Origin of the sequence: Nocardioides sp. (assembly GCF_036274455.1) — a bacterium.
Taxonomy (GTDB): Bacteria; Actinomycetota; Actinomycetes; order Propionibacteriales; family Nocardioidaceae; genus Nocardioides.
Map to the genome: position 1 here is coordinate 1 of NZ_DASUFR010000153.1, position 18,702 is coordinate 18,702.

Here is an 18,702-nt window from a genome sequence, read left to right on the forward strand (position 1 = left end):
CCTAATTCCGCACCCCGAGCGCGCACCTCGCGGCGTTGCCGTCGCTCGCTGGACGAAGAGGTAGAGCGTCGCTCCGGCGCCTTGCGATGCACGCACTCGGAGCACGGACTTAGGCACCGTACTTCCAACGCGGGACACTAGCCGTCCAGCAGCCCGCGCACGGCCCGCAGGCCGACCGACATCCGCGCCAGGTCGGCGTCCTCGCCCGCGCACAGCTGGTCCAGCGTCTCCGCCGCGCGGCGCACGAGCTCGGACTCGCCCTCCTCCCAGGCCGCGATCCGGGCCGGGGCGGGGTCGTCGGACGACGTGCGGCGGAGGAGCTGCGCGGTGAGCGCGGTGTGCACGGCGTGCAGGTCGTCGCGGAGCGCGGCCCGGGCCATGGTCTGCCACTTGTCCTCGCGCGGGAGCGCCACGATCCGGCGCAGGAGCAGCGGCAGGCCGAGCCGCTCGCCGAGGGCGAAGTGCACCCGCGCCACGTCCTCGGGCGGCAGCTCCTCGCGCTGGGCGACCTCGACCAGGCCGAGGAGCATGTACGCCGGGTCGAGGACGGCGACCCGCCGGGCCAGGTCCTCGGGGACCCCGCGCCGCTCGTAGGCGTGCTGCCGCTCCTGGAACGACTCGAGCTCACGGCCGCTCATCAGCTCCGGCAGCTGGGCCATGGTCGCCTGGACCGGGGCCGCGAACTGGTCGACGGTGCCCTGGCTGTCCAGCGGCGGCCGCCGGTTGTTGACCAGCCACCGCGACGCCCGCTCGACCAGGGTGCGCATCTGGATCCGCATCGAGGTCTGCACCCGCGCGTCGAGCTGGTTGTCGTGGGACTTGATCTCGTTGCGGAACGGCAGCGACCCGAAGATCTCGCGGGCCACGAAGTTTGCGCGGGTGAGGTCGGCGATGCTGGCGCCGGTCTCGTCGGCCAGCCGCGGCCAGTAGGTCATGCCGGCGCCGTTGACCAGGTCGTTGACCACCTGGGTCACGATGATCTCCCGGCGCAGCGGGTGCGCCTCGATCTGGGCCTCGAACCGCTCCCGCATCGGCGTCGGGAAGTACGCCTTGAGGTCGAGGTCGAGGTAGGGGTCGTCGGGCAGGTCGCCGGCGAGCAGCTCCTCGGCCAGCACGATCTTGGTCCACGCCATCAGGACGGCGAGCTCGGGTGGGGTCAGGCCGGTGCCGCGCTCGAGCCGGCGGCGTACCTCCCGCCGGGACGGCAGCCCCTCGATCTCGCGGTCGAGCGTGCCGGCCTGCTCGAGGCGGCGCATGAAGTCCTCGTGCACGTGCAGCAGCGACGTCGAGTGCGCGACCGCGTTGGCGAGCGCGAGGTTCTGCTCGTAGTTGTCGCGCAGCACCAGCTCGGCGACCTCGTCGGTCATCTCCGCGAGCAGCGAGTTGCGCTGCTTCTCGGTCAGGTCGCCGTCCTTGACCACCCGGTCGAGCAGGATCTTGATGTTGACCTCGTGGTCGGAGGTGTCCACGCCCGCGGAGTTGTCGATGAAGTCGGTGTTGACCCGGCCGCCTTCGTCCGAGGTGCCGTCGACCAGGTCACCGCCGTTGAGCACGTACTCCACCCGGCCCGCCTGCGTCAGGCCGAGGTTGCCGCCCTCGCCCACGCACCGAGCGCGCAGCTGCGACCCGTCGATGCGGATCGCGTCGTTGGCCTTGTCCCCCACGTCGCCGTGGGTCTCGGCCTCGCCCTTGACGTAGGTGCCGATGCCGCCGTTCCAGAGCAGGTCGACGGGCGCCTGCAGGATCGCCTTCATCAGCTCCGCCGGCGTCATCGCCTCGACCGAGGCGTCGATGCCCAGCGACTGCCGCACCGCGTCGTTGAGCTTGACCGACTTCAGCGAGCGCGGGTAGACACCGCCACCCTCCGAGATCAGGCTCCTGTCGTAGTCCTGCCAGCTCGACCGCGGCAGCTCGAAGAGCCTCCGGCGCTCGGCGTACGACGTGGCAGGGTCGGGATTGGGGTCGAGGAAGATGTCGCGGTGGTCGAAGGCGGCCACCAGCCGGGTCGTCTGCGAGCAGAGCATGCCGTTGCCGAACACGTCGCCGCTCATGTCCCCGATGCCGACCGCGGTGAACTCCTGGGTCTGGCAGTCGATGCCGCGCTCCCGGAAGTGCCGCTGCACCGAGACCCACGCGCCGCGCGCGGTGATGCCCATCGCCTTGTGGTCGTAGCCGACCGAGCCGCCGGAGGCGAACGCGTCGCCGAGCCAGAAGCCGTACTCCTGCGAGACGCCGTTGGCGATGTCGGAGAACGTCGCCGTCCCCTTGTCGGCGGCCACCACGAGGTAGGAGTCGTCGCCGTCGTGGCGGAGGACGCCCGCAGGAGGCACGGTCTTGCCGTCGACCAGGTTGTCGGTGATGTCGAGCAGACCGGAGATGAAGGTCTTGTAGCAGGCCACCCCCTCGGCCAGCCACGCGTCGCGGTCACCGGGCTGGGTTGGATCTACCGGAGGCAGCTGTTTGCAGAAGAACCCGCCCTTGGCGCCGACCGGCACGATCACGGTGTTCTTCACCATCTGCGCCTTGACCAGGCCGAGCACCTCGGTGCGGAAGTCGTCGCGCCGGTCGGACCAGCGCAGCCCGCCACGGGCGACCGGGCCGAACCGGAGATGCACGCCCTCGACCCGCGGTGAGTAGACGAAGATCTCGAACTTCGGCCGCGGCTGGGGCAGGTCGGGGATCGCCGAGGGCTCCAGCTTGAAGGACATGTAGGTGTGCGGGCCGCCCGACTTCTCGGTCTGGAAGTAGTTGGTCCGCAGCGTCGCCTTGATGTGGGTGAGGTAGGAGCGCAGGATCCGGTCGTGGTCGAGGCTGGCCACGTCGTCGAGTGCGGTCAGGATCCGCTTCTCGATCTGCTCCTCCGCGGTCGGATCGCCGTTGACCGGGTCGAAGCGCGCCTCGAACAGCTTGACCAGCAGCCGGGTGATGTCGACGTTCCCGCGCAGCGCGTCCTCGATGTAGTCCTGGGCGAACGGGCTGTTCCCCTGGCGCATGTACTTCGCGTACGCGCGGAGCACGGTCGCCTGCCGCCAGGTGAGCCCGGCGCCGAGCACGAGGCCGTTGAAGCCGTCGATCTCGTTGTAGCCCTCCCACACAGCGCGCAGCGCGTCCTGGAACAGCTCACGCGAGCCGCTGGCGAGGCGGTTGCCGTAGCGCAGCCCGAACTCGTAGATCATCGACTGGCGGTCGAGCCCCTCGAGCTCGTAAGGCCGCTCGTCGACGACCTCCACGCCCATCGAGGAGAGCATGGGCAGCACCTCGGACAGCGAGAGCGGCTTGCCGATGCGGTAGACCTTCAGCCGCGCCTCACCGGCGCCCGCGTCGAGCCGCTCGTAGAGGCTCAGGTCGAGGCCCGAGTCGTCCGGACCCTCGGTGCGGATCGCCTCTAGCCGGCCGAGGTCGACCGCGCCGGTGCGGGCCGAGTAGTCCTCCTTGTAGGCCTCGGGGAAGGACTCGACGTAGCGCCGGCCGAGGCTGGTGCCGACCTCCTCGCCGTACTCCGCGATGACGGCCTGGGTGAAGTCGTCGCGCCATGAGCGCGAGGCCTCGGTGAGCCGGCGCTCCAGGTCCGCGGTGTCGACCTCGGGGATCGTGTCGCCCTTCTGCAGGTGCACGACGAAGTGGACCCGTGCGGTGGTCGACTCGTTGATGCGGACCGTGAACTCGATGGACTCGCCGTGGAGCTGGTCCTGCAGGATCCGCTCGAACCGCTCGCGGACGCCGGTGTTGTAGCGGTCGCGCGGCAGGTAGACCAGCACCGAGACGTAGCGGCCGTAGGTGTCGCGACGGATGAACATCCGCACCTGGCGGCGCTCCCGGGCGCTCATCGCGGCCTCGGCCATCGGCGCGAGCTCGTCGACCGGCGTGTGCAGCAGCTCGTCGCGCGGGTAGGTCTCGAGGGTGTCCATGAGCGCCTTGCCGGCGTGGCTGCGCGGATCGAAGCCGCTGCGCTTGAGCACCTCCTTGGTCTTCTCGCGGATCAGGGGGATGCGCATCAGGCTCTCGGTGTAGGCCGCCGAGGCGAGCAGCCCGAGGAAGCGGCGCTCACCGTCGACCTCGCCGTTCTCGTCGAAGGTCTTGACACCGACGTAGTCGAGGTAGGCCGGGCGGTGCACGGTCGCCCGCGAGTTGGCCTTGGCCAACACCAGCATCGTCTTCTCGCGCGCCTTGGCCTTGACCGCCTCGGGCAGCCGCCCGAACGACTCCGACATCTCCTGGTCGGCCCGGAGGATGCCGAGGCCGGTGCCGGGAACTGCCCGCAGGTAGTCGTCGCCGTCCCTCGCCTCGAGCTTGTACTCCTTGTAGCCGAGGAAGGTGAAGTGCTCGTTGGCGAGCCACTCGAGGAACTCCGCGGCCTGCCGGATCTCCTCGGCGTCGAGCGGTGGCGGCTCGCTCCTGAGCCCCGCCACGACCTCCTCGACCTTGGCGTGCATCTTGCCCCAGTCCTCGACCGCCTCCCGGACGTCGCGGAGGACCCGCTGGACGTTCTCGACGATCGCGTCGGGGTCGTCGCCGTCGGGGAGCCGGTCGATCTCGACGTGCATCCACGACTCACGGACCGCCTCGTCCTCGGGCTCGAGCGAGCCGTCGGGGACCGGCTTGACCTCCTGGAGGACGCCGGTGATGTCGCGGACCACGTCGAAGTTGGGGTGGACGACCACGTGCACGTCGCGCAGCTGGCGCGAGAGCTCCATGGTCAGCGAGTCGACGAGGAACGGCATGTCGTCGATGACGACCTCGACCACGCTGTGCCCGCTCGCCGACCAGCCGTGCTCGGCCAGGGTCGGCGTGGTGACCTTCACGTTGGCGGTGCCCTGGGGCCGGTTGCCGGCCAGCCGGTAGTGGGCCGCGAACGCGCCGAAGACGTCGGCGTCACTGCGGTCGACGAGGTCCTCGGGCGCGACGTGCCGGTAGTAGGCGTGGATCAGCGCCGGCAGCTGGTCGTGCGGCGGGCCACCGGTGCCCTTCCCCGCCTGGGCGAGCGCGATCGCCTTGTCGATCAGCTCGGCCTTGGACTGCTCGGACACCCGGTGCGTCGTCATTGACACGGCACGAGGTTAGTCCTCGCCAGACACGCCCTAAAGCTCGGACCGCAGTTCCCAGAGCAGGGGGTAGTAGCGCAGCGGCAGCCGGCTGCGCAGGTAGGTCGACCCGCTGGACCCGCCGGTGCCGGACTTCGAGCCGATCATCCGCTCCACCATGGTCACGTGACGGGCCCGCCAGTTGGCGGCCAGCTCGTCGTGCTGCAGCAGCGCCTCGCTCACCGCCCACACGTCGGCGTGCTGCTCCCGGTTGTGGGCGATCGTCCGCAGCGACTCGCCGACCTCCTCGTCGGTGCCCGCCGCGAGCCCCCGCTGGCGCAGCACGTCGAGGAACGCGTCCCACAGGGTCGGCTCCTCCAGACGCCGGCGCAGCCGCGCCTGCTCGGCCTCGGTGAGCCCGCGGAAGCGGTCGACGTACGCCGGGTCCTTGGCGCCGGACATGAACTCGAGCTCGCGGTACTGGACCGACTGGAACCCGCTGGCCGGCGCCAGCCGCTGGCGGAACTCGAGGAAGTCCTGGGGCGTCATCGTCTCGAGGATGTCGATCTGGTGCACCAGGACGCGCTCGATCACGTGCACCCGCTGGAGCAGGTGCTGGGCCCACCACAGCCGGCCCGCGGACATCGCGTCGCGCGCGGCCGCGGCCTCGTGGAGGAGCTGCTTGAACCACAGCTCGTAGACCTGGTGGATGGTGATGAACAGCAGCTCGTCGTGGGCCGGCGGGTCGGACTCCAGGTGCTGGGAGTCGAGCAGCTGCGCGAGCCGCAGGTAGCTGCCGTAGGTCAGCTGCGCGCCCTGCTCACCGAACGAGACGAAATGCTCGCCGGCCTGTTCATCGGCCTGTTCATCGGCCTGGTCCGTGGTCTGGTCCTGCGCCATGACGTCACCGTAGCCATGTCACCTGGCCGGGCGCCGGTTGACCAGCCAGATCCCGGCGGCGACGGCGGCCCCACCGAGCAGCAGGGCGCCGTGGGCGTCCTCCCCGAGGAGCACGACGCCCTGGGCCGCGGCGAGCACCGGCACCGCGAACGTCCAGGAGCTGACCACACCGGCCTTGCCCCGGCGCAGCAGCAGGAACTGCAGCCCGAGCCCGCCGATGCTCGCGCCGGCGCCCGCCCACAGCGCGCACGCGACCAGCGTCGTGTCCCAGTCCGCCGTTGGCCCAGGGCCGACGCCGGCTGCGACCAGCAGGGCGATCGGCACCACGCCGTAGAGGTTCATGAGCAGGAGCACGTCGAGGACGGACAGCTCCCGGGGGACCGCGGTGAACACCAGCGTCCCGGCCGCCCACGACAGCGCGCTCAGCAGCAGGAACACCACCGCCCGGGCCGGCGTCGAGCCGACGTCGAGCTCGCCGACCACCACGATCACCACGCCCAGCCAGCCCAGCACCATCCCCGCGACCTGGCCGAGCCGGAGCGTCTCGCCGCGCAGCAACCAGGCGCCCAGCGCGACCAGGAACGGCTGGGTGTAGATGAGCACCGAGCCGACTCCGATCGGCGCATCGGCCAGGCCGGCGTTCTGGAAGACCAGGAAGCCGGCCACGTTGGTCGCCCCAAGCGCCACGGCGTACGCGTGCAGCCGGCGCGACCCCAGCCGCTGCCAGCGGCCGCGGACCGCGACGGCCAGCACCAGCACGAGCAGCGCGGCCACGACGCGCAGCAGCGTGAACGTGTACGGGTCGGCGTGGCGCAGCCCGACCTTGATGGCCACGAAGGCGGTGCTCCACACCAGCCACAGCGCGACGACGAGGACCGCGGTCGAGCCGGCGAGCTCCCGCGCCCACGCGACCCGGCTCACACCCTCGACCCTAGGACGCCCTCCTTCGGGCCGGACATGGACCATGATGTCGGGCGTGGCCACCCGACTCACCTACGACCTGACCTACGAGGCGGCGCTGACCGAGGTCGGCGAGATGCTGATGGACCCGGCGTTCCGCGAGCAGGTCTGCGACGCCCAGGGTGCGCTGCGGCGGACGGTGACGATCGGTCCCGACGGCGGTGGCATGAAGGTCGTCATCGACTCGGTGCAGGCCGCGGACGGCATCCCGGGGTTCGCCAGGAAGTTCGTCGGCGACGAGATCCAGCTGGTCCAGACCGAGAAGTGGACCGACATGGAGAACGGCCTGGTCGACGTGGTGATCCCCGGCAGGCCCGGCTCGATGTCCGGGACCATGACGCTGCGGGAGGCCGGGGGCACGACGACCGAGACCGTCGACATGGAGATCCGCGTCAGCATCCCGCTCGTCGGCGGGAAGATCGAGTCCCTCATCGCCGACCTGCTCCGCAAGGCGCTCAAGGCCGAGAACGCCGTCGGCCGGCGCCGCCTCGCCGGCTGAGCCGGTCGTCAGATGGAGATCCGGCTCGCGCGCACCCGCTTCGACCTGTTCGCGACCGGGGTGCTGGTCGGGTACGCCGCGATCTTCACCGCCCTGGTCTGGGCGGCCACCCTGCTCCTCGACGGCCACGACGTGGCGCTGGGCATGGCCCTGGTGGTGCTGACCGTGCTGTGGCTGCTCTGGTCGGGGCTCTACGTCTTCACGTGGACCCGGATGCGCCGGGTCGACGTCCCGCTCGAGCTGCACGCCTCCGGTGTCTTCGCGCGCGGCCAGTTCGGCACCCTGGAGGTGCCCTGGGCGGCCGTGCGGTCGGCCACCGTCGAGCGGACCTGGAACGGTCGCCGGCTGCGGATCAGGCTGGTGCCGCCGACCTCGCCCGAGCACGCCGGGATCGTCAACCACGTCAACGACCGGATGATGAAGGTCGTCGACAAGGAGGGGATGCGCTACTCGCTGCGCGTCCTCGCCATCGGCGAGGACGAGCTGCGCGAGGCGTTCACGGTGCGGTCGGGCGGTCGGGTCCGGGTCGGCTAGCGACCGCGGGTGACCCGTCGGCCCCGTCGCCGGCCTGGTCGCCGGCCTGGTCGCCGGCCTCGTGCCGGCGGCGTACCGCGATCACCGCACCGAGCACGATGAACGGACCGAAGGCGAGCAGCAGCGTGAGCACCTTCTCGTAGGGGTGCATGGCCCCCAGGTGGAGGGCGATCAGCTCCGGGCTCACGCGAACGAGTCTCCCCTGTCAGCCCATGGAGGGGTAGCGGTAGTCGGTCGGCGGGAGCAGCGTCTCCTTGATCGAGCGCGGCGAGGTCCAGCGCAGCAGGTTGACCGCGGCGCCGGCCTTGTCGTTGGTGCCCGAGGCCCGGCCGCCACCGAACGGCTGCTGGCCGACGACGGCGCCGGTCGGCTTGTCGTTGATGTAGAAGTTGCCGGCCGCGAAGCGGAGCTCCTCCTGCGCCCAGGCGACCGCCCGGCGGTCGCGGGCGATGATCGAGCCGGTCAGGGCGTACGGCGCCGCGCCCTCCAGCTGCCGGGCGGCCTTCTCGAAGTCCCCGTCATCGTAGACGTGCACCACCAGGATCGGGCCGAAGTACTCGGTCGAGAACATCGCGTCGGTCGGGTCGGTGGAGACCACGACGGTCGGACGGACGAACCAGCCGACCTTGTCGTCGGTCTGACCGCCGACGACCACGTCGAGCTTGGCCTGCCGCTTGGCACGCGCGATCGCGGCCTTGTGCTTGGCGAAGGCGCGGTCGTCGATGACCGCACCCATGAAGTTGGAGAAGTCGGTGACGTCGCCCATCGCGATCGCCTCGACCTCCTGCAGGAAGGAGTCCTTCATCTTCGCCCACACCGAGCGGGCGACGTAGGCGCGGGAGGCCGCCGAGCACTTCTGGCCCTGGAACTCGAACGCGCCGCGGATCAGCGCGGTCTTCACCACCTCCGGGTCGGCCGAGGAGTGCGCCAGCACGAAGTCCTTGCCCCCGGTCTCCCCCACGATGCGCGGGTAGGAGCGGTAGGTCGCGATGTTCTCGCCCACCGTGCGCCACAGGTGCTGGAAGGTCGGTGTCGAGCCGGTGAAGTGGATGCCGGCCAGATCCGGGTGGGCCAGTGCGACCTCGGAGACCTCGATGCCGTCGCCGGGCAGCATGTTGATCACTCCCGGCGGGAGCCCGGCCTCCTCGAGGAGCTCCATGGTCAGCGACGCGGCCAGCTGCTGGGTCGGCGAGGGCTTCCAGATCACCGAGTTGCCCATCAGCGCCGGGGCGGTGGGCAGGTTGCCCGCGATCGCGGTGAAGTTGAACGGCGTGATCGCGTAGACGAACCCCTCGAGCGGCCGGTGGTCGGTGCGGTTCCAGACTCCCGGGCTGTTCGCGATCGGCTGGTCGGCGAGGATCTGCTTGGCGTAGTGGACGTTGTAGCGCCAGAAGTCGATCAGCTCGCACGCGGAGTCGATCTCGGCCTGGAACGCCGTCTTGGACTGTCCCAGCATCGTCGCGGCGTTGATCCGCTGCCGCCACGGCCCGGCCAGCAGCTCGGCGGCCCTGAGCAGGACGGCGGCGCGGTCGTCCATGTCCAGCGCCCGCCACTGCGGCGCCGCGTCGGTGGCGGCCTTGATCGCGGCCCGCGCGTCGGCCTTGGTGGCCGCCTTGAACCGGCCCAGCACGTGCTGGTGGTTGTGCGGCTGCACCACGGCGTACTCCGGCCCGCCCAGCGCCTTCCACCGGCCGCCGACGTAGCCGCGCAGGTTCTTCTCGCGGCGCTGCAGCCGCTCCAGCTCCCCCTCCAGCTCCTTGCGCTCCGCGCTGCCGGGGGCGTAGGTCAGGTTCGGCTCGTTGACCGGAGCGGGGGGAACAGTCGTCGCGTCCATGGCTCAGACATTAGTAGCCGAGCAGCGCGCCGAGCTCCTGGGTGGCGTACCAGCCGAGGTCGTCGTCGGGGTCGGCGCCGGCCGGGCGCTCGTGGGGGTCGGCGTGGACCGCGACCACGTCGCGCAGGGGTACGGCGCCGTCGGGATCGGCCACGTCGGCGACGACGACCACCCGTCGCCCGGGACCATCGAGCAGCTCCGCGGAGTCGGCCGCGGCCGCCATCAGGGCGGCGTACTCCTCCTCCTCGGTGTCGCCGCCGGCGAGGTAGCGCTCGGCGCTCGCGGGCAGCGACCCTTCGTCGCGGAGCCGCGCCAGGCCGGCCATGGTGGTGGGGAGGTAGATCCTCACGGCTTCGGCGCGGTCTTGCGGCGTCGCCCGCGCGGGATCTTGGGGCGGCCGCCGGTCGCGGTGTCGAGCAGCTCGGCGAGCGCCTCGGTGACGCACTGGCCCAGGACGTCGGCGTCGGGCACCAGGTCGCGGTCGGAGGTGATGCCGTAGAAGACCCGGCCGTCGTAGGACGTCACGCCGATGGCCAGGGCCTGGTCCGGGAGAAGCGGAGGGATCGGGAAGGTGCGCACCATCCGCGCGCCGGCGGCGTAGAGGGGCGACTGCGGTCCGGGCACGTTGGTGATGCAGATCTGGAACTCGCGGTTGGACTCGGCGGCGACGCGCGAGCCCACGGCATGGAACGTCGTGGGCGCGAAGCCCGCGATGCCGGCGAGCCGGTTGGCCGCCACCGCTCGGCCGGTCTCCGTGTGCGCCTGGAAGGAGTAGGAGACCTGGTGCAGCCGGACCACCGGGCTGCTCTCGGCGATCGGCAGGGTCACGAAGTGGGCCGCGATCTGGCTGCCCAGCGAGGTTGCCTCGAGCTCGCGGTCGATGACCGAGACGGGTACGACGGCCTGGATCTGGCGCAGTCCGCCCATCGACTCCGAGCGCGTCATCAGCCAGGCCCGCAGCGCACCGGTGAGCGTGGCGAGGATCACGTCGTTGACGGTGCCGCCGTGGACGTCGCGAACGGTGCGGTAGTCGGCGAGCGAGGTCTCGACGCCGATGACCCGGCGCTGCTGGGAGAGCTCACCGGAGAGTGCGTTGCCCCGGTCGGGCCGGCGGCCGGTCAGGCCGGACACCACCTTGCCGGCGCCCGAGGCGAGCCGGTCCGCGGCCCGCGCGGCCGAGGTGACCGCGTGGCGCACGGTGTCGAGCGCGACGTCGGGCTCGGTGAGGTTGTCGTGGATGGCCTCGACGAGGAGCGCGGCCCCGGACGGGTGCCGGTGCGGGCGCCAGTCGTCGCCGCCGAGGACCCTGACCTCGGGGTCCTTGTCGAGGAGCACCTGGCCGAGGTCGACGGTCTCGACGCCGTCGACCAGCGCCTGGTGGGTCTTGTAGAGCAGCGCGACCCGGCCGTCGGTGAGCCCCTCGACGAAGTAGATCTCCCACAGCGGCCGGCTGCGGTCCAGCGGGCGCGACACGATGCGGGCGACCAGCTCGCGCAGCTGCTCGGTGCTGCCCGGGCGGGGCAACGCCGAACGACGCACGTGGTAGCCGATGTCGAAGTGGTCGTCGTCGACCCAGACCGGGTTGGCCAGGTGGCCCGGGACGGCTTGCACGCGCTGCCGGTAGCGCGGCACGAACGAGATCCGGTCCAGGATCAGGGCCACGAACCGGTCGTAGTCGAAGCCGGCTCCAGAACCGTCGGAGCTCGCGGGGTCGAAGACCTCGACCGTGCAGTTGTGCCGAGGTGTCGTCGGGGTCTCGAGCTCGAGGAACGCGAGGTCGCGCTGGCGCAGCCGTTCGCTCAAGGCTCACCTCCGCTCCTCGTCGTTTGGCCGTCGTGGGATTCTTACAGAGGTCTCAGGTCGCCCCGGCATGCTGTCCACAGCATCGAGGGGCCTGTCGCCCCAGCCGACACCAGGAGGAACAAGTTGATCCGGCGCGCGCTCGCTGCCCTGACCCTGGTCGCGTGCACCGCCGGCCTCACCGCCTGCGGCGACGACGACAGCTCCGGGGACGGCTCCGGGGACAGCAAGGAGCTGCCGACCAAGACCATCAACGTCACCGTCTCCGGCGACAGCGTGACCCCCAACGGCGACCGGGTCGACGTGAAGGTCGACCAGCCCATCGAGCTGGTGGTCAAGGCGGACGCGGAGGGCGAGATCCACGTCCACTCCGACCCTGAGAAGGAGCTCGAGTACGGCGCCGGCACCACGACGCTGCCGCCGTTCACGATCGACAAGCCGGGCATCGTGGAGGTCGAGTCCCACGCGCTGGAGAAGACGATCGTCCAGCTCGAGGTGAAGTAGTCCCTTGAGGGTCCTCGACCTGTCGTCGGGCGGTTCGCTGGGCGGCTCGCTGGACAACGTGCTCGCCCACGGGATCGGCGGCTCGAAGGACCTCCCCATCCCGCTCGGCCTGACCATCGCGGGCGCCGTCGCGGCGCTCACGGTCAGCTTCACGGTCCTCGCCGTGGCGTGGCGGACCCCGCGGTACGACGCGGACACCTCCGGCCGACCGGCGCCGCCCTGGCTGACCCGGGTCGTCGAGTCACGGCCGTGGTTCGTGCTCTGGCGGGTGGTCGGGATGCTCGCCTTCGCCTACACGGTGATGGTCGCCATCGGCGGCGAGGACAGCCTGCTCAACCCGTTGTTCGGCATCTTCTACGTCCTGCTGTGGGTGGCCTTCGTCCCGATCTCGCTGCTCTTCGGGCCGGCGTACAAGGCGATCAGCCCGGTGCGGACCATCAACTGGGCCTTCGCCCGGCTCACCGGCGGAGACCCCGACCGGGGCGTGTTCACCTACCCGAAGCGGCTCGGCGCCTGGCCGGCCGCCGTCGGCCTCTACATGTTCGTGTGGATGGAGCTGGTGTACCCGTTCGCGACCGAGCTCGGCCCGGTGCGGCTGTGGCTGGCGGTCTACGTCGCGGTGATGCTGCTCGGTGGGGCGCTGTTCGGCAGCACGTTCTACGAGCACGCCGACCCGTTCGAGGTCTACTCCACCCTGGTCGCGCGGATGTCGGCGTGGGGGCGGCGGCGCAGGCTCGAGGGCGGCGACGACGAGCTCGTGATCCGCAGCCCGCTGGCCAACCTCGACGCGACCCCGGTCGTGCCCGGCCTGGTCGCGGTCGCGTGCGTGCTGTTCGGGAGCACGGCGTTCGACTCGTTCAAGGACTCCACCCGGTGGGTGAAGTTCATCCAGGGCAACGACGTGCAGGACCACGGCCTCACCACCCTGGTGAACAACGCCGGGCTGCTCGTCTTCGTGCTGGGAGTGGCGCTGGTCTTCACGGTCGGGACCATGCTGACCGGAGTCGGCCCGGACCAGCCCCGGCGCGAGCTGCCCAACCAGTTCGCGCACTCGATCGTGCCGATCGTGATCGGATACGTGCTCGCGCACTACCTGACCTACCTGCTCGAGGTGGGCCAGCAGACGATCGTCTACCTGAGCGACCCGTTCTCGACCGGCCACTCCAACTGGTTCGGGACGGCCAACTGGCAGGTCTCCTACTTCTTCTCCTTCCACCCGACCGCGCTGGCCACGATCAAGGTCCTGTTCGTGGTCACTGGGCACGTGGTCGGCGTGATCGCCGCGCACGACCGCGCCATCCGCCTGCTGCCGAAGAGGCACCAGCTCACCGGCCAGCTTCCGCTGCTGGCGGCGATGATCTGCTTCACCGCGGGCGGGCTGTACCTGTTGTTCGCGGCCTGACCTCGACGAGGCTGCGGGCCAGGCCGTCGACGGCGTTGGCGAGCGGGCTGTCGGCGTCGGTCTCCAGGAGCGTGCGCCCGGTGACGAGCGCGCGGTCGACCGTCGCGCGGTCCTCGGGCAGGAAGTGCAGACCGACCGGTCGTGCGAAGTCCGCCAGCATCTGGGTGATCGCCCGCTCGGTCCAGCCGATGGTGGACCGCATCCTGTTGACAACGACCCGGGTGGCCGTCGTCGGCCGGTGCTCCCGGAGGTCGACCAGCGCCCTTGCCAACCGTGAGAGACCGACCGGGTCGGCGGTGCCCACCACGACCACCTCGTCGGCGACCTCGAGGGCGGCGGTCGTCAGCCGGTGGCGCCCCGGACGGCCGCTGAGGTCGTCGTCCTCGAGGCTGAACCCGGTGTCGAGGACCACATGGCCCCGACGCCCGGCGAGCTCGGCGAGCAGCTCGACCGTGCCGGCCCGCACCTCGCTCCACCGGTCGGGCCTCGGCAGCCCGGTCACCACCGTCAGCTGCCTGTCGAGCGACCGCTGGACGCCGGCGAACTGCTCCTCGAGCAGGCCCGTCGAGGCCAGCCGGGCCGCCGACAGCAGTCCGGAGACCTCGTCGAGCACGCCGAGGGCCTGCGCCACCGTGCCGCCGTAGGGGTCGACGTCGACCAGCGTCGTGGGCGCCCGCCTGCTCAGCGCCGCCGCGAGCGCGGTCGCGACCGTCGTACGGCCCGGGGCGCCAGCGGGTCCCCAGACCGCGAGGATCCGGCCGCCCACCGGCTGCGCGGGCGCCTCGGACGGCACCGGTGGCAGCGGCTCGGGGGCCTGGTCGGTGGTGATCGCGGCCGGGAGCTCCCCGACGTCGTCGAGGCAGGTGCGTACGCCGATCCGGCCGGCCCGCACCGTGCCGCCCTCGTCGGTCACGACCGCGATGGTCCGCACGCCGTGGTCCCCGAGGTGGTCGACGGCGGCGAGGTCGAGACCGGGCGCCTCGATGGCCACCACCGCGGTGTCGGCCTGGCCCGAGGTCGCGGTGGCGAGCAGGTCGTCGACGTCGACGCAGCGCTTGAGCACCACGAGGTCGCGCCGGCCGGTGAGCACTCGCAGCGCGCTCGTCTCCCACTGCGCACCCGCCGCGAGGAGGAGGACGACCTTCATCCGCGCCGGACCACGGTCAGGCTCGGTGCGTCGTAGCGGGCCAGCAACGCGAAGAACGCCGGCGCCGCGTCCGCGGCCACGCCGAGGACCAGCTGGCGCTTGCCGCTGGTGCCGAAGGACGACTCGAGCTCCGGTGCCGCGACGACCGTGGCACCGGTCAGCGCCGGGCCGGCCGGCGGGGACTGCTCCGCCTCGTCGCTGGTGGCGGCACTGATCGGCGCCACTACGTAGAGGTCGACCAGGTCACCTGGCTCGACGTCGGGCGGAACGAGCTCGGGCTCGACCGCGATGGGCACCTCGACCAGCCCGGTCTCGTCCGGCGTGCCGACCGCTGCGCGCGGAAGCAGCTCGCCGGCGCCGACGCTCCGGGTCAGCTCGAGGCCGGCCGGGAGCTCGTCGTCGACGGCGAAGTAGCCGTCCAGTGCGTCGCGGTCCGCGAACCGCACCCGCTGGGCGACCAGGTCGCCCGCGTCGACCCGCCGGCCTGCGCCGAGGTCGCCGGCCGCCGCCCAGACCCGCACGGTGTCGTCGGCCGCCGCGAGCACCCGCGCGCCCACGACGACGCTGGCCGCGACCAGGACGATGCCGATCCACAGCCGCGGGTCGCGCCACGCCGGCCGGTGACCGCGCAGGGCGGGCGGCACGTCCGTCGGCGACGGCGTGCGTCCGGGTGAGGACGCAGCGGCCGTGGCCTCCCCGAGATTGAGAGCCACAGGCACATCATGCACAGCGCGGCTTGACGCGGCCAGCGCCTCTCCACAGTTCGTGATCCCTGGGACCGGTGAGGACCGTGAGGTGCCACGATGGGGCCATGGCCGACCTTCCGCGCTTCTTGACGCTCGCGGACGTGGCCGAGCTGCTCAGCACCTCGGTGGCCCAGGTCTACGCGATGGTCCGGCGCGGCGACCTCCCGGCCATCAAGATCGGCGGTCGGGGGCAGTGGCGGGTCAGCGAGGACGACCTCGAGGCCTACCTCGCCGAGCTCAAGACGGCCACCAGGAAGTTCATCGACGACCACCCCTTCGAGTCCGGCGACGGCGCCGAGACCGAGGACGAGGACGCGATCCGCTGAGCCGCCCGGCCACTGCCGCACCCGGCTCAGGCGGCCAGGTGGAAGGTGCTGGCGAACCGGTCGAGGAGCTCGCCTCGGCCGCTGAGCACCGTGACCAGACCGGTCTCGATGGCGCGGTCCGGCGCGAGCTCGCCGGAGATGAGGCGACGGATCCCGGAGCCTGCGGCGAAGGCGAGGTCCGCGGGTCCGTCCTCGCGCGTCACGTCGAGCGAGGCGCCGTCCACCCTGATCAGCAGCTCGGCATGGCCCAACCGTGCCGCGTACGCCGTGGCCGGCAGCCCCACCGCGACCTGCGGCTGGAAGGCGGTGCGGAGCTCGATCGTCATCGAGTCGGGGGTGAGGACCTGACCTTCCCGGGGGTCGTCCAGGGCCTTGAAGCCCCACGCACCGAGCGCGAGCACCACCGGCTCGAGCTCGCGTCCGTACGCCGTCAGCTCATAGACGATCGCGCGCAGGCGCGGCACTCGGCGGATCACACCGGCCGCCTGCAGCTCCTTGAGCCGCGCCGCGAGGATGTTGCTCGGGATGCGCGGCAGCCCCGCGGCCAGCTCCCCGTAGCGGCGCGGCCCGACGAGGAGGTCGCGAACGATGAGCAGGGCCCAGCGCTCCCCCACGAGCTCCAGCGCCCGGGTCAGGCCGCCGTACTGTCCGTAGTCGCGTGCCGCCACCGGTCTCAGGCCTGTTGCTCCCGGTAGGCCTCCGGTCCCTGCTCGGCAGCGACCGGATCCATGTGGCCGAGCTCGACGACGTGCCCGTCGGGGTCGGTGAGCTGGCGCTGGTACATGAACCCGTAGTCGGCGGGGGGCTCCGCCTCGGTGCCGCCCGCGGCGACGCCGCGCGCCACTGCGGCATCGACCTCCTCGCGGCTGTCGAGGAAGATCGCCAGCGCGCCCCACACGGTCACCGCCGGGTCCCCGATCGGCCTGTCGGTGAAGGTCGCGAAGAAGTCGCGCACGAGCAGCATGATCGCGCTGCAGCCCTCCTCGACGACCACGCAGGCCGCGTTGTGGTCGGTCATGCGCGGGTTGATGGTGAAGCCGACGGCGGTGTAGAACGCCTTCGACCGCTCCAGGTCTGCCACCGGCAGGTTGACGAACATCGCGGGCATCAGGCAGGTCCTTCCGTCGGCTCGACGCGGCAGTGGAGCATCAGGAACCCGGTGGGCGAGACCGAGCTCCGGATCGGGGTGAGGCGCGTCGGTGGCACCCCGTCCAGAAGCCTGCGTCCGACGTCGCCGGCGACCGCCTGCGCGACCACGAGCCTGAGCTCGTCGACGAGGCCGGCGGCGAGCAGCGCCTGGGCGACCGAGATGCTGCCATGCACGCCGATGTCCCCGCCGGGCTCGCTCTTCAGGTCGCGCACGAACTCGACGAGCCCACCGTCGATCACCGTCGTGTTGGCCCAGCCGGTCTCGAGCGGTGACGAGGTCGCCACGAACTTCTGGACCTTGTTGATGAACGTCGCGAACGGCTCGATCGTGCTGTCCGGCCAGAACCTCGCCCAGCCGTCGAAGGTGCGGCGACCGAGGATCACGGCGTCCTGCGTGGCGATGACGTCCGCGCCGGCGGCGTCCACCTCGGCGTCGTCCCACGCGGTGAACAGGCGCTCGACGTTCTCCGCCACGCCGTCGAGCGACATGAACTCGTAGACGACGAGCTTCCGCTGGCTCACGGCCCGATCATCGTGGCGTTACTTGCAAAAAACAAGTGCCAGTTGACCCGGTGCGAGCGGCAGCTAGCCCACCTCCGAGTCCAAGGTGATGTCCAGGTCCTTCTCGTCCCCGTCCCTCAGCACGGTGAAGGTCAGCGTCTCTCCGGGCTGGTGGGAGCGGATCGAGACGATGAGCGCGATGCCGTCGGTGACCTTCTGACCGTTCAGGGCGACGACCACGTCCCCCTCCTCGAGGCCGGCGTGGTCGGCCGGGGTGTCGTCGATGACCTCGTCGATCTCGGCGCCGGACCCGTCCCGCTTGGCGGTCTGCACCCTGGCGCCGATGACCGGGTACCTCGCCTCGCCGGTCCGCAGGATCTGGTCGGCGGTGACCTTGACCTGCTCGATCGGGATAGCGAAGCCGACGCCGATGTTGCCGGCCTGGTCGCCACCCGTGGTCCCGCCGGTGGTGGCGATGGCGGAGTTGACCCCGATGACCTGCCCGAGCATGTTGACCAGCGGGCCGCCGGAGTTGCCCGGGTTGATCGCCGCGTCGGTCTGGACGGCGTTGATGAAGGAGGACGCGCCGCCGTCGCCGGTCGTGACCGGGCGCTCGAGCGCCGAGACGATGCCCGCGGTGACGGTCGAGGAGAGCCCGAGCGGCGACCCGATGGCGACCACGGGGTCGCCGACGTGCAGCGCCTTCGACGCCCCGAGCGAGGCGGGCTCCATCTGCTTGGCCTCGGCGCTGTAGAGCACGGCGAGGTCGTAGACGGGCGAGCGGCCGACGACAGTGGCGTCGTAGCGGTTGCCGTCCTGGTCCACGACCTCGATCGGACCGTCGTCCTCGTCGGCCTGCTCGACCACGTGGTTGTTGGTCACGATGTGGCCGGCCTCGTCGATCACGAACCCGGAGCCCGTGGCGCCACCCTCCTGGCCGTCGTACTCCGCGGAGATCTGGACGGTGCTCGGCAGCAGCGCCTGGGCGACGGCCGCCACGGAGGTCCTGCCGCCCTTGATCGGCGCGACGGTCTGCACGCCGGTGGCGGTCAGCCCCGAGCCGCTCGACGCGTCCTGGCCGCTCGACCCGTCCGTGCGGTGGTAGATCGCGCTGCCGGCGAAGCCGCCCACCAGCCCGAGGACCAGTGCGAGGGCCGCGATGGTCGGCCACATCCAGCCGCTCGGCCGGCCGCCGGCCGCCTCGGGCGGGGCGGGCGGGCCGGGCGGGGGCGGCGGGCCGGGCGGGAGCGGCAGGGTCGCCGACGGGGGGTACGACGGCGGCGTCCACGTGGGCCGCGGCCCGAGAGTCGCCCCCAGCGGCGCGCCGAGCGGCTGGGTCTCCTCCGTGCCCGAACCGGCCCCGTCGTCGTCGTTCACAC

The 18,702-nt window shown here is 71.6% G+C and carries 18 protein-coding genes; 5 read left to right on the forward strand and 13 right to left on the reverse strand.

All coding sequences use genetic code 11. The annotated features are described in order from the left end of the window. Positions 1–137: 137 nt before the first annotated feature. The 3 genes from VFV89_RS15035 to VFV89_RS15045 are packed head-to-tail and all read right to left on the reverse strand — an operon-like array spanning position 138 to position 6,842. Positions 138–5,042 carry an NAD-glutamate dehydrogenase gene (locus VFV89_RS15035; RefSeq protein WP_329706808.1) on the reverse strand — a complete coding sequence of 1,635 codons (4,905 nt, stop codon included), beginning with the start codon at positions 5,040–5,042 and terminating at the stop codon, positions 138–140. Positions 5,043–5,078: 36 nt separating this feature from the next. Then, the gene (locus VFV89_RS15040; protein ID WP_329706765.1) at positions 5,079–5,921 is read right to left on the reverse strand and encodes a tryptophan 2,3-dioxygenase family protein; all 843 of its coding nucleotides are present in this window, start codon (positions 5,919–5,921) and stop codon (positions 5,079–5,081) included. 18 nt (positions 5,922–5,939) lie between these two features. Beyond that, positions 5,940–6,842, reverse strand: a complete 903-nt coding sequence (locus VFV89_RS15045; protein ID WP_329706766.1) for a DMT family transporter — start codon at positions 6,840–6,842, stop codon at positions 5,940–5,942. Between the two features lie 55 nt (positions 6,843–6,897). Here VFV89_RS15045 and VFV89_RS15050 point away from each other — a divergent pair, with 55 nt between their 5' ends. Both VFV89_RS15050 and VFV89_RS15055 read left to right on the forward strand, forming a co-directional pair. Further along, positions 6,898–7,380 (forward strand): DUF2505 domain-containing protein, encoded by a 483-nt coding sequence (locus VFV89_RS15050; RefSeq protein ID WP_329706767.1) that lies wholly within the window; start codon positions 6,898–6,900, stop codon positions 7,378–7,380. 12 nt (positions 7,381–7,392) lie between these two features. Continuing rightward, positions 7,393–7,914, forward strand: coding sequence for a hypothetical protein (locus tag VFV89_RS15055; protein ID WP_329706768.1), 522 nt, complete (start codon positions 7,393–7,395; stop codon positions 7,912–7,914). On the opposite strand, the gene VFV89_RS15060 is transcribed toward VFV89_RS15055, so the two are convergent. Genes VFV89_RS15060 through VFV89_RS15075 form a run of 4 tightly spaced genes read right to left on the reverse strand, consistent with a single transcriptional unit; the run spans position 7,877 to position 11,551 of the window. Then, positions 7,877–8,101 (reverse strand): hypothetical protein, encoded by a 225-nt coding sequence (locus VFV89_RS15060; RefSeq protein ID WP_329706769.1) that lies wholly within the window; start codon positions 8,099–8,101, stop codon positions 7,877–7,879. The two genes, VFV89_RS15055 and VFV89_RS15060, sit on opposite strands and share 38 nt — an antisense overlap. 18 nt (positions 8,102–8,119) lie before the next feature. Beyond that, positions 8,120–9,748 carry an L-glutamate gamma-semialdehyde dehydrogenase gene (pruA, locus tag VFV89_RS15065; protein WP_329706770.1) on the reverse strand — a complete coding sequence of 543 codons (1,629 nt, stop codon included), beginning with the start codon at positions 9,746–9,748 and terminating at the stop codon, positions 8,120–8,122. 10 nt (positions 9,749–9,758) lie between these two features. Next, positions 9,759–10,097, reverse strand: coding sequence for a DUF6912 family protein (locus VFV89_RS15070; RefSeq protein ID WP_329706771.1), 339 nt, complete (start codon positions 10,095–10,097; stop codon positions 9,759–9,761). After that, positions 10,094–11,551: a wax ester/triacylglycerol synthase family O-acyltransferase gene (locus tag VFV89_RS15075; protein WP_329706772.1), complete on the reverse strand. Its 1,458-nt coding sequence runs from the start codon at positions 11,549–11,551 to the stop codon at positions 10,094–10,096. Before VFV89_RS15075 ends, VFV89_RS15070 begins: the two co-directional genes overlap by 4 nt. 123 nt (positions 11,552–11,674) lie before the next feature. Between VFV89_RS15075 and VFV89_RS15080 the strand changes: the two genes are divergently transcribed. Beyond that, positions 11,675–12,052: a hypothetical protein gene (locus VFV89_RS15080; RefSeq protein ID WP_329706773.1), complete on the forward strand. Its 378-nt coding sequence runs from the start codon at positions 11,675–11,677 to the stop codon at positions 12,050–12,052. Between the two features lie 4 nt (positions 12,053–12,056). Continuing rightward, positions 12,057–13,454, forward strand: coding sequence for a hypothetical protein (locus VFV89_RS15085; RefSeq protein ID WP_329706774.1), 1,398 nt, complete (start codon positions 12,057–12,059; stop codon positions 13,452–13,454). Here VFV89_RS15085 and VFV89_RS15090 read toward each other — a convergent pair. Together VFV89_RS15090 and VFV89_RS15095 are read right to left on the reverse strand one after the other, a co-directional pair. After that, a complete protein-coding gene (locus tag VFV89_RS15090) occupies positions 13,417–14,601 on the reverse strand; it encodes a hypothetical protein (RefSeq protein WP_329706775.1) in 1,185 nt (394 codons plus the stop codon). The genes VFV89_RS15085 and VFV89_RS15090 overlap by 38 nt on opposite strands. Then, positions 14,598–15,314 carry a hypothetical protein gene (locus VFV89_RS15095; protein WP_329706776.1) on the reverse strand — a complete coding sequence of 239 codons (717 nt, stop codon included), beginning with the start codon at positions 15,312–15,314 and terminating at the stop codon, positions 14,598–14,600. The genes VFV89_RS15090 and VFV89_RS15095 overlap by 4 nt, the downstream gene beginning before the upstream one ends. A gap of 98 nt (positions 15,315–15,412) precedes the next feature. Between VFV89_RS15095 and VFV89_RS15100 the strand changes: the two genes are divergently transcribed. After that, positions 15,413–15,673 (forward strand): helix-turn-helix domain-containing protein, encoded by a 261-nt coding sequence (locus VFV89_RS15100; RefSeq protein ID WP_329706777.1) that lies wholly within the window; start codon positions 15,413–15,415, stop codon positions 15,671–15,673. A gap of 26 nt (positions 15,674–15,699) precedes the next feature. On the opposite strand, the gene VFV89_RS15105 is transcribed toward VFV89_RS15100, so the two are convergent. The 4 genes from VFV89_RS15105 to VFV89_RS15120 form a co-directional block, all read right to left on the reverse strand. Continuing rightward, positions 15,700–16,341, reverse strand: a complete 642-nt coding sequence (locus tag VFV89_RS15105; protein ID WP_329706778.1) for a helix-turn-helix domain-containing protein — start codon at positions 16,339–16,341, stop codon at positions 15,700–15,702. 5 nt (positions 16,342–16,346) lie between these two features. Further along, the gene (locus VFV89_RS15110) at positions 16,347–16,781 is read right to left on the reverse strand and encodes a VOC family protein (RefSeq protein WP_329706779.1); all 435 of its coding nucleotides are present in this window, start codon (positions 16,779–16,781) and stop codon (positions 16,347–16,349) included. After that, positions 16,781–17,344 (reverse strand): dihydrofolate reductase family protein, encoded by a 564-nt coding sequence (locus tag VFV89_RS15115; protein WP_329706780.1) that lies wholly within the window; start codon positions 17,342–17,344, stop codon positions 16,781–16,783. Before VFV89_RS15115 ends, VFV89_RS15110 begins: the two co-directional genes overlap by 1 nt. 63 nt (positions 17,345–17,407) lie before the next feature. Continuing rightward, positions 17,408–18,700: a S1C family serine protease gene (locus VFV89_RS15120; RefSeq protein ID WP_329706781.1), complete on the reverse strand. Its 1,293-nt coding sequence runs from the start codon at positions 18,698–18,700 to the stop codon at positions 17,408–17,410. Positions 18,701–18,702: the final 2 nt, after the last annotated feature.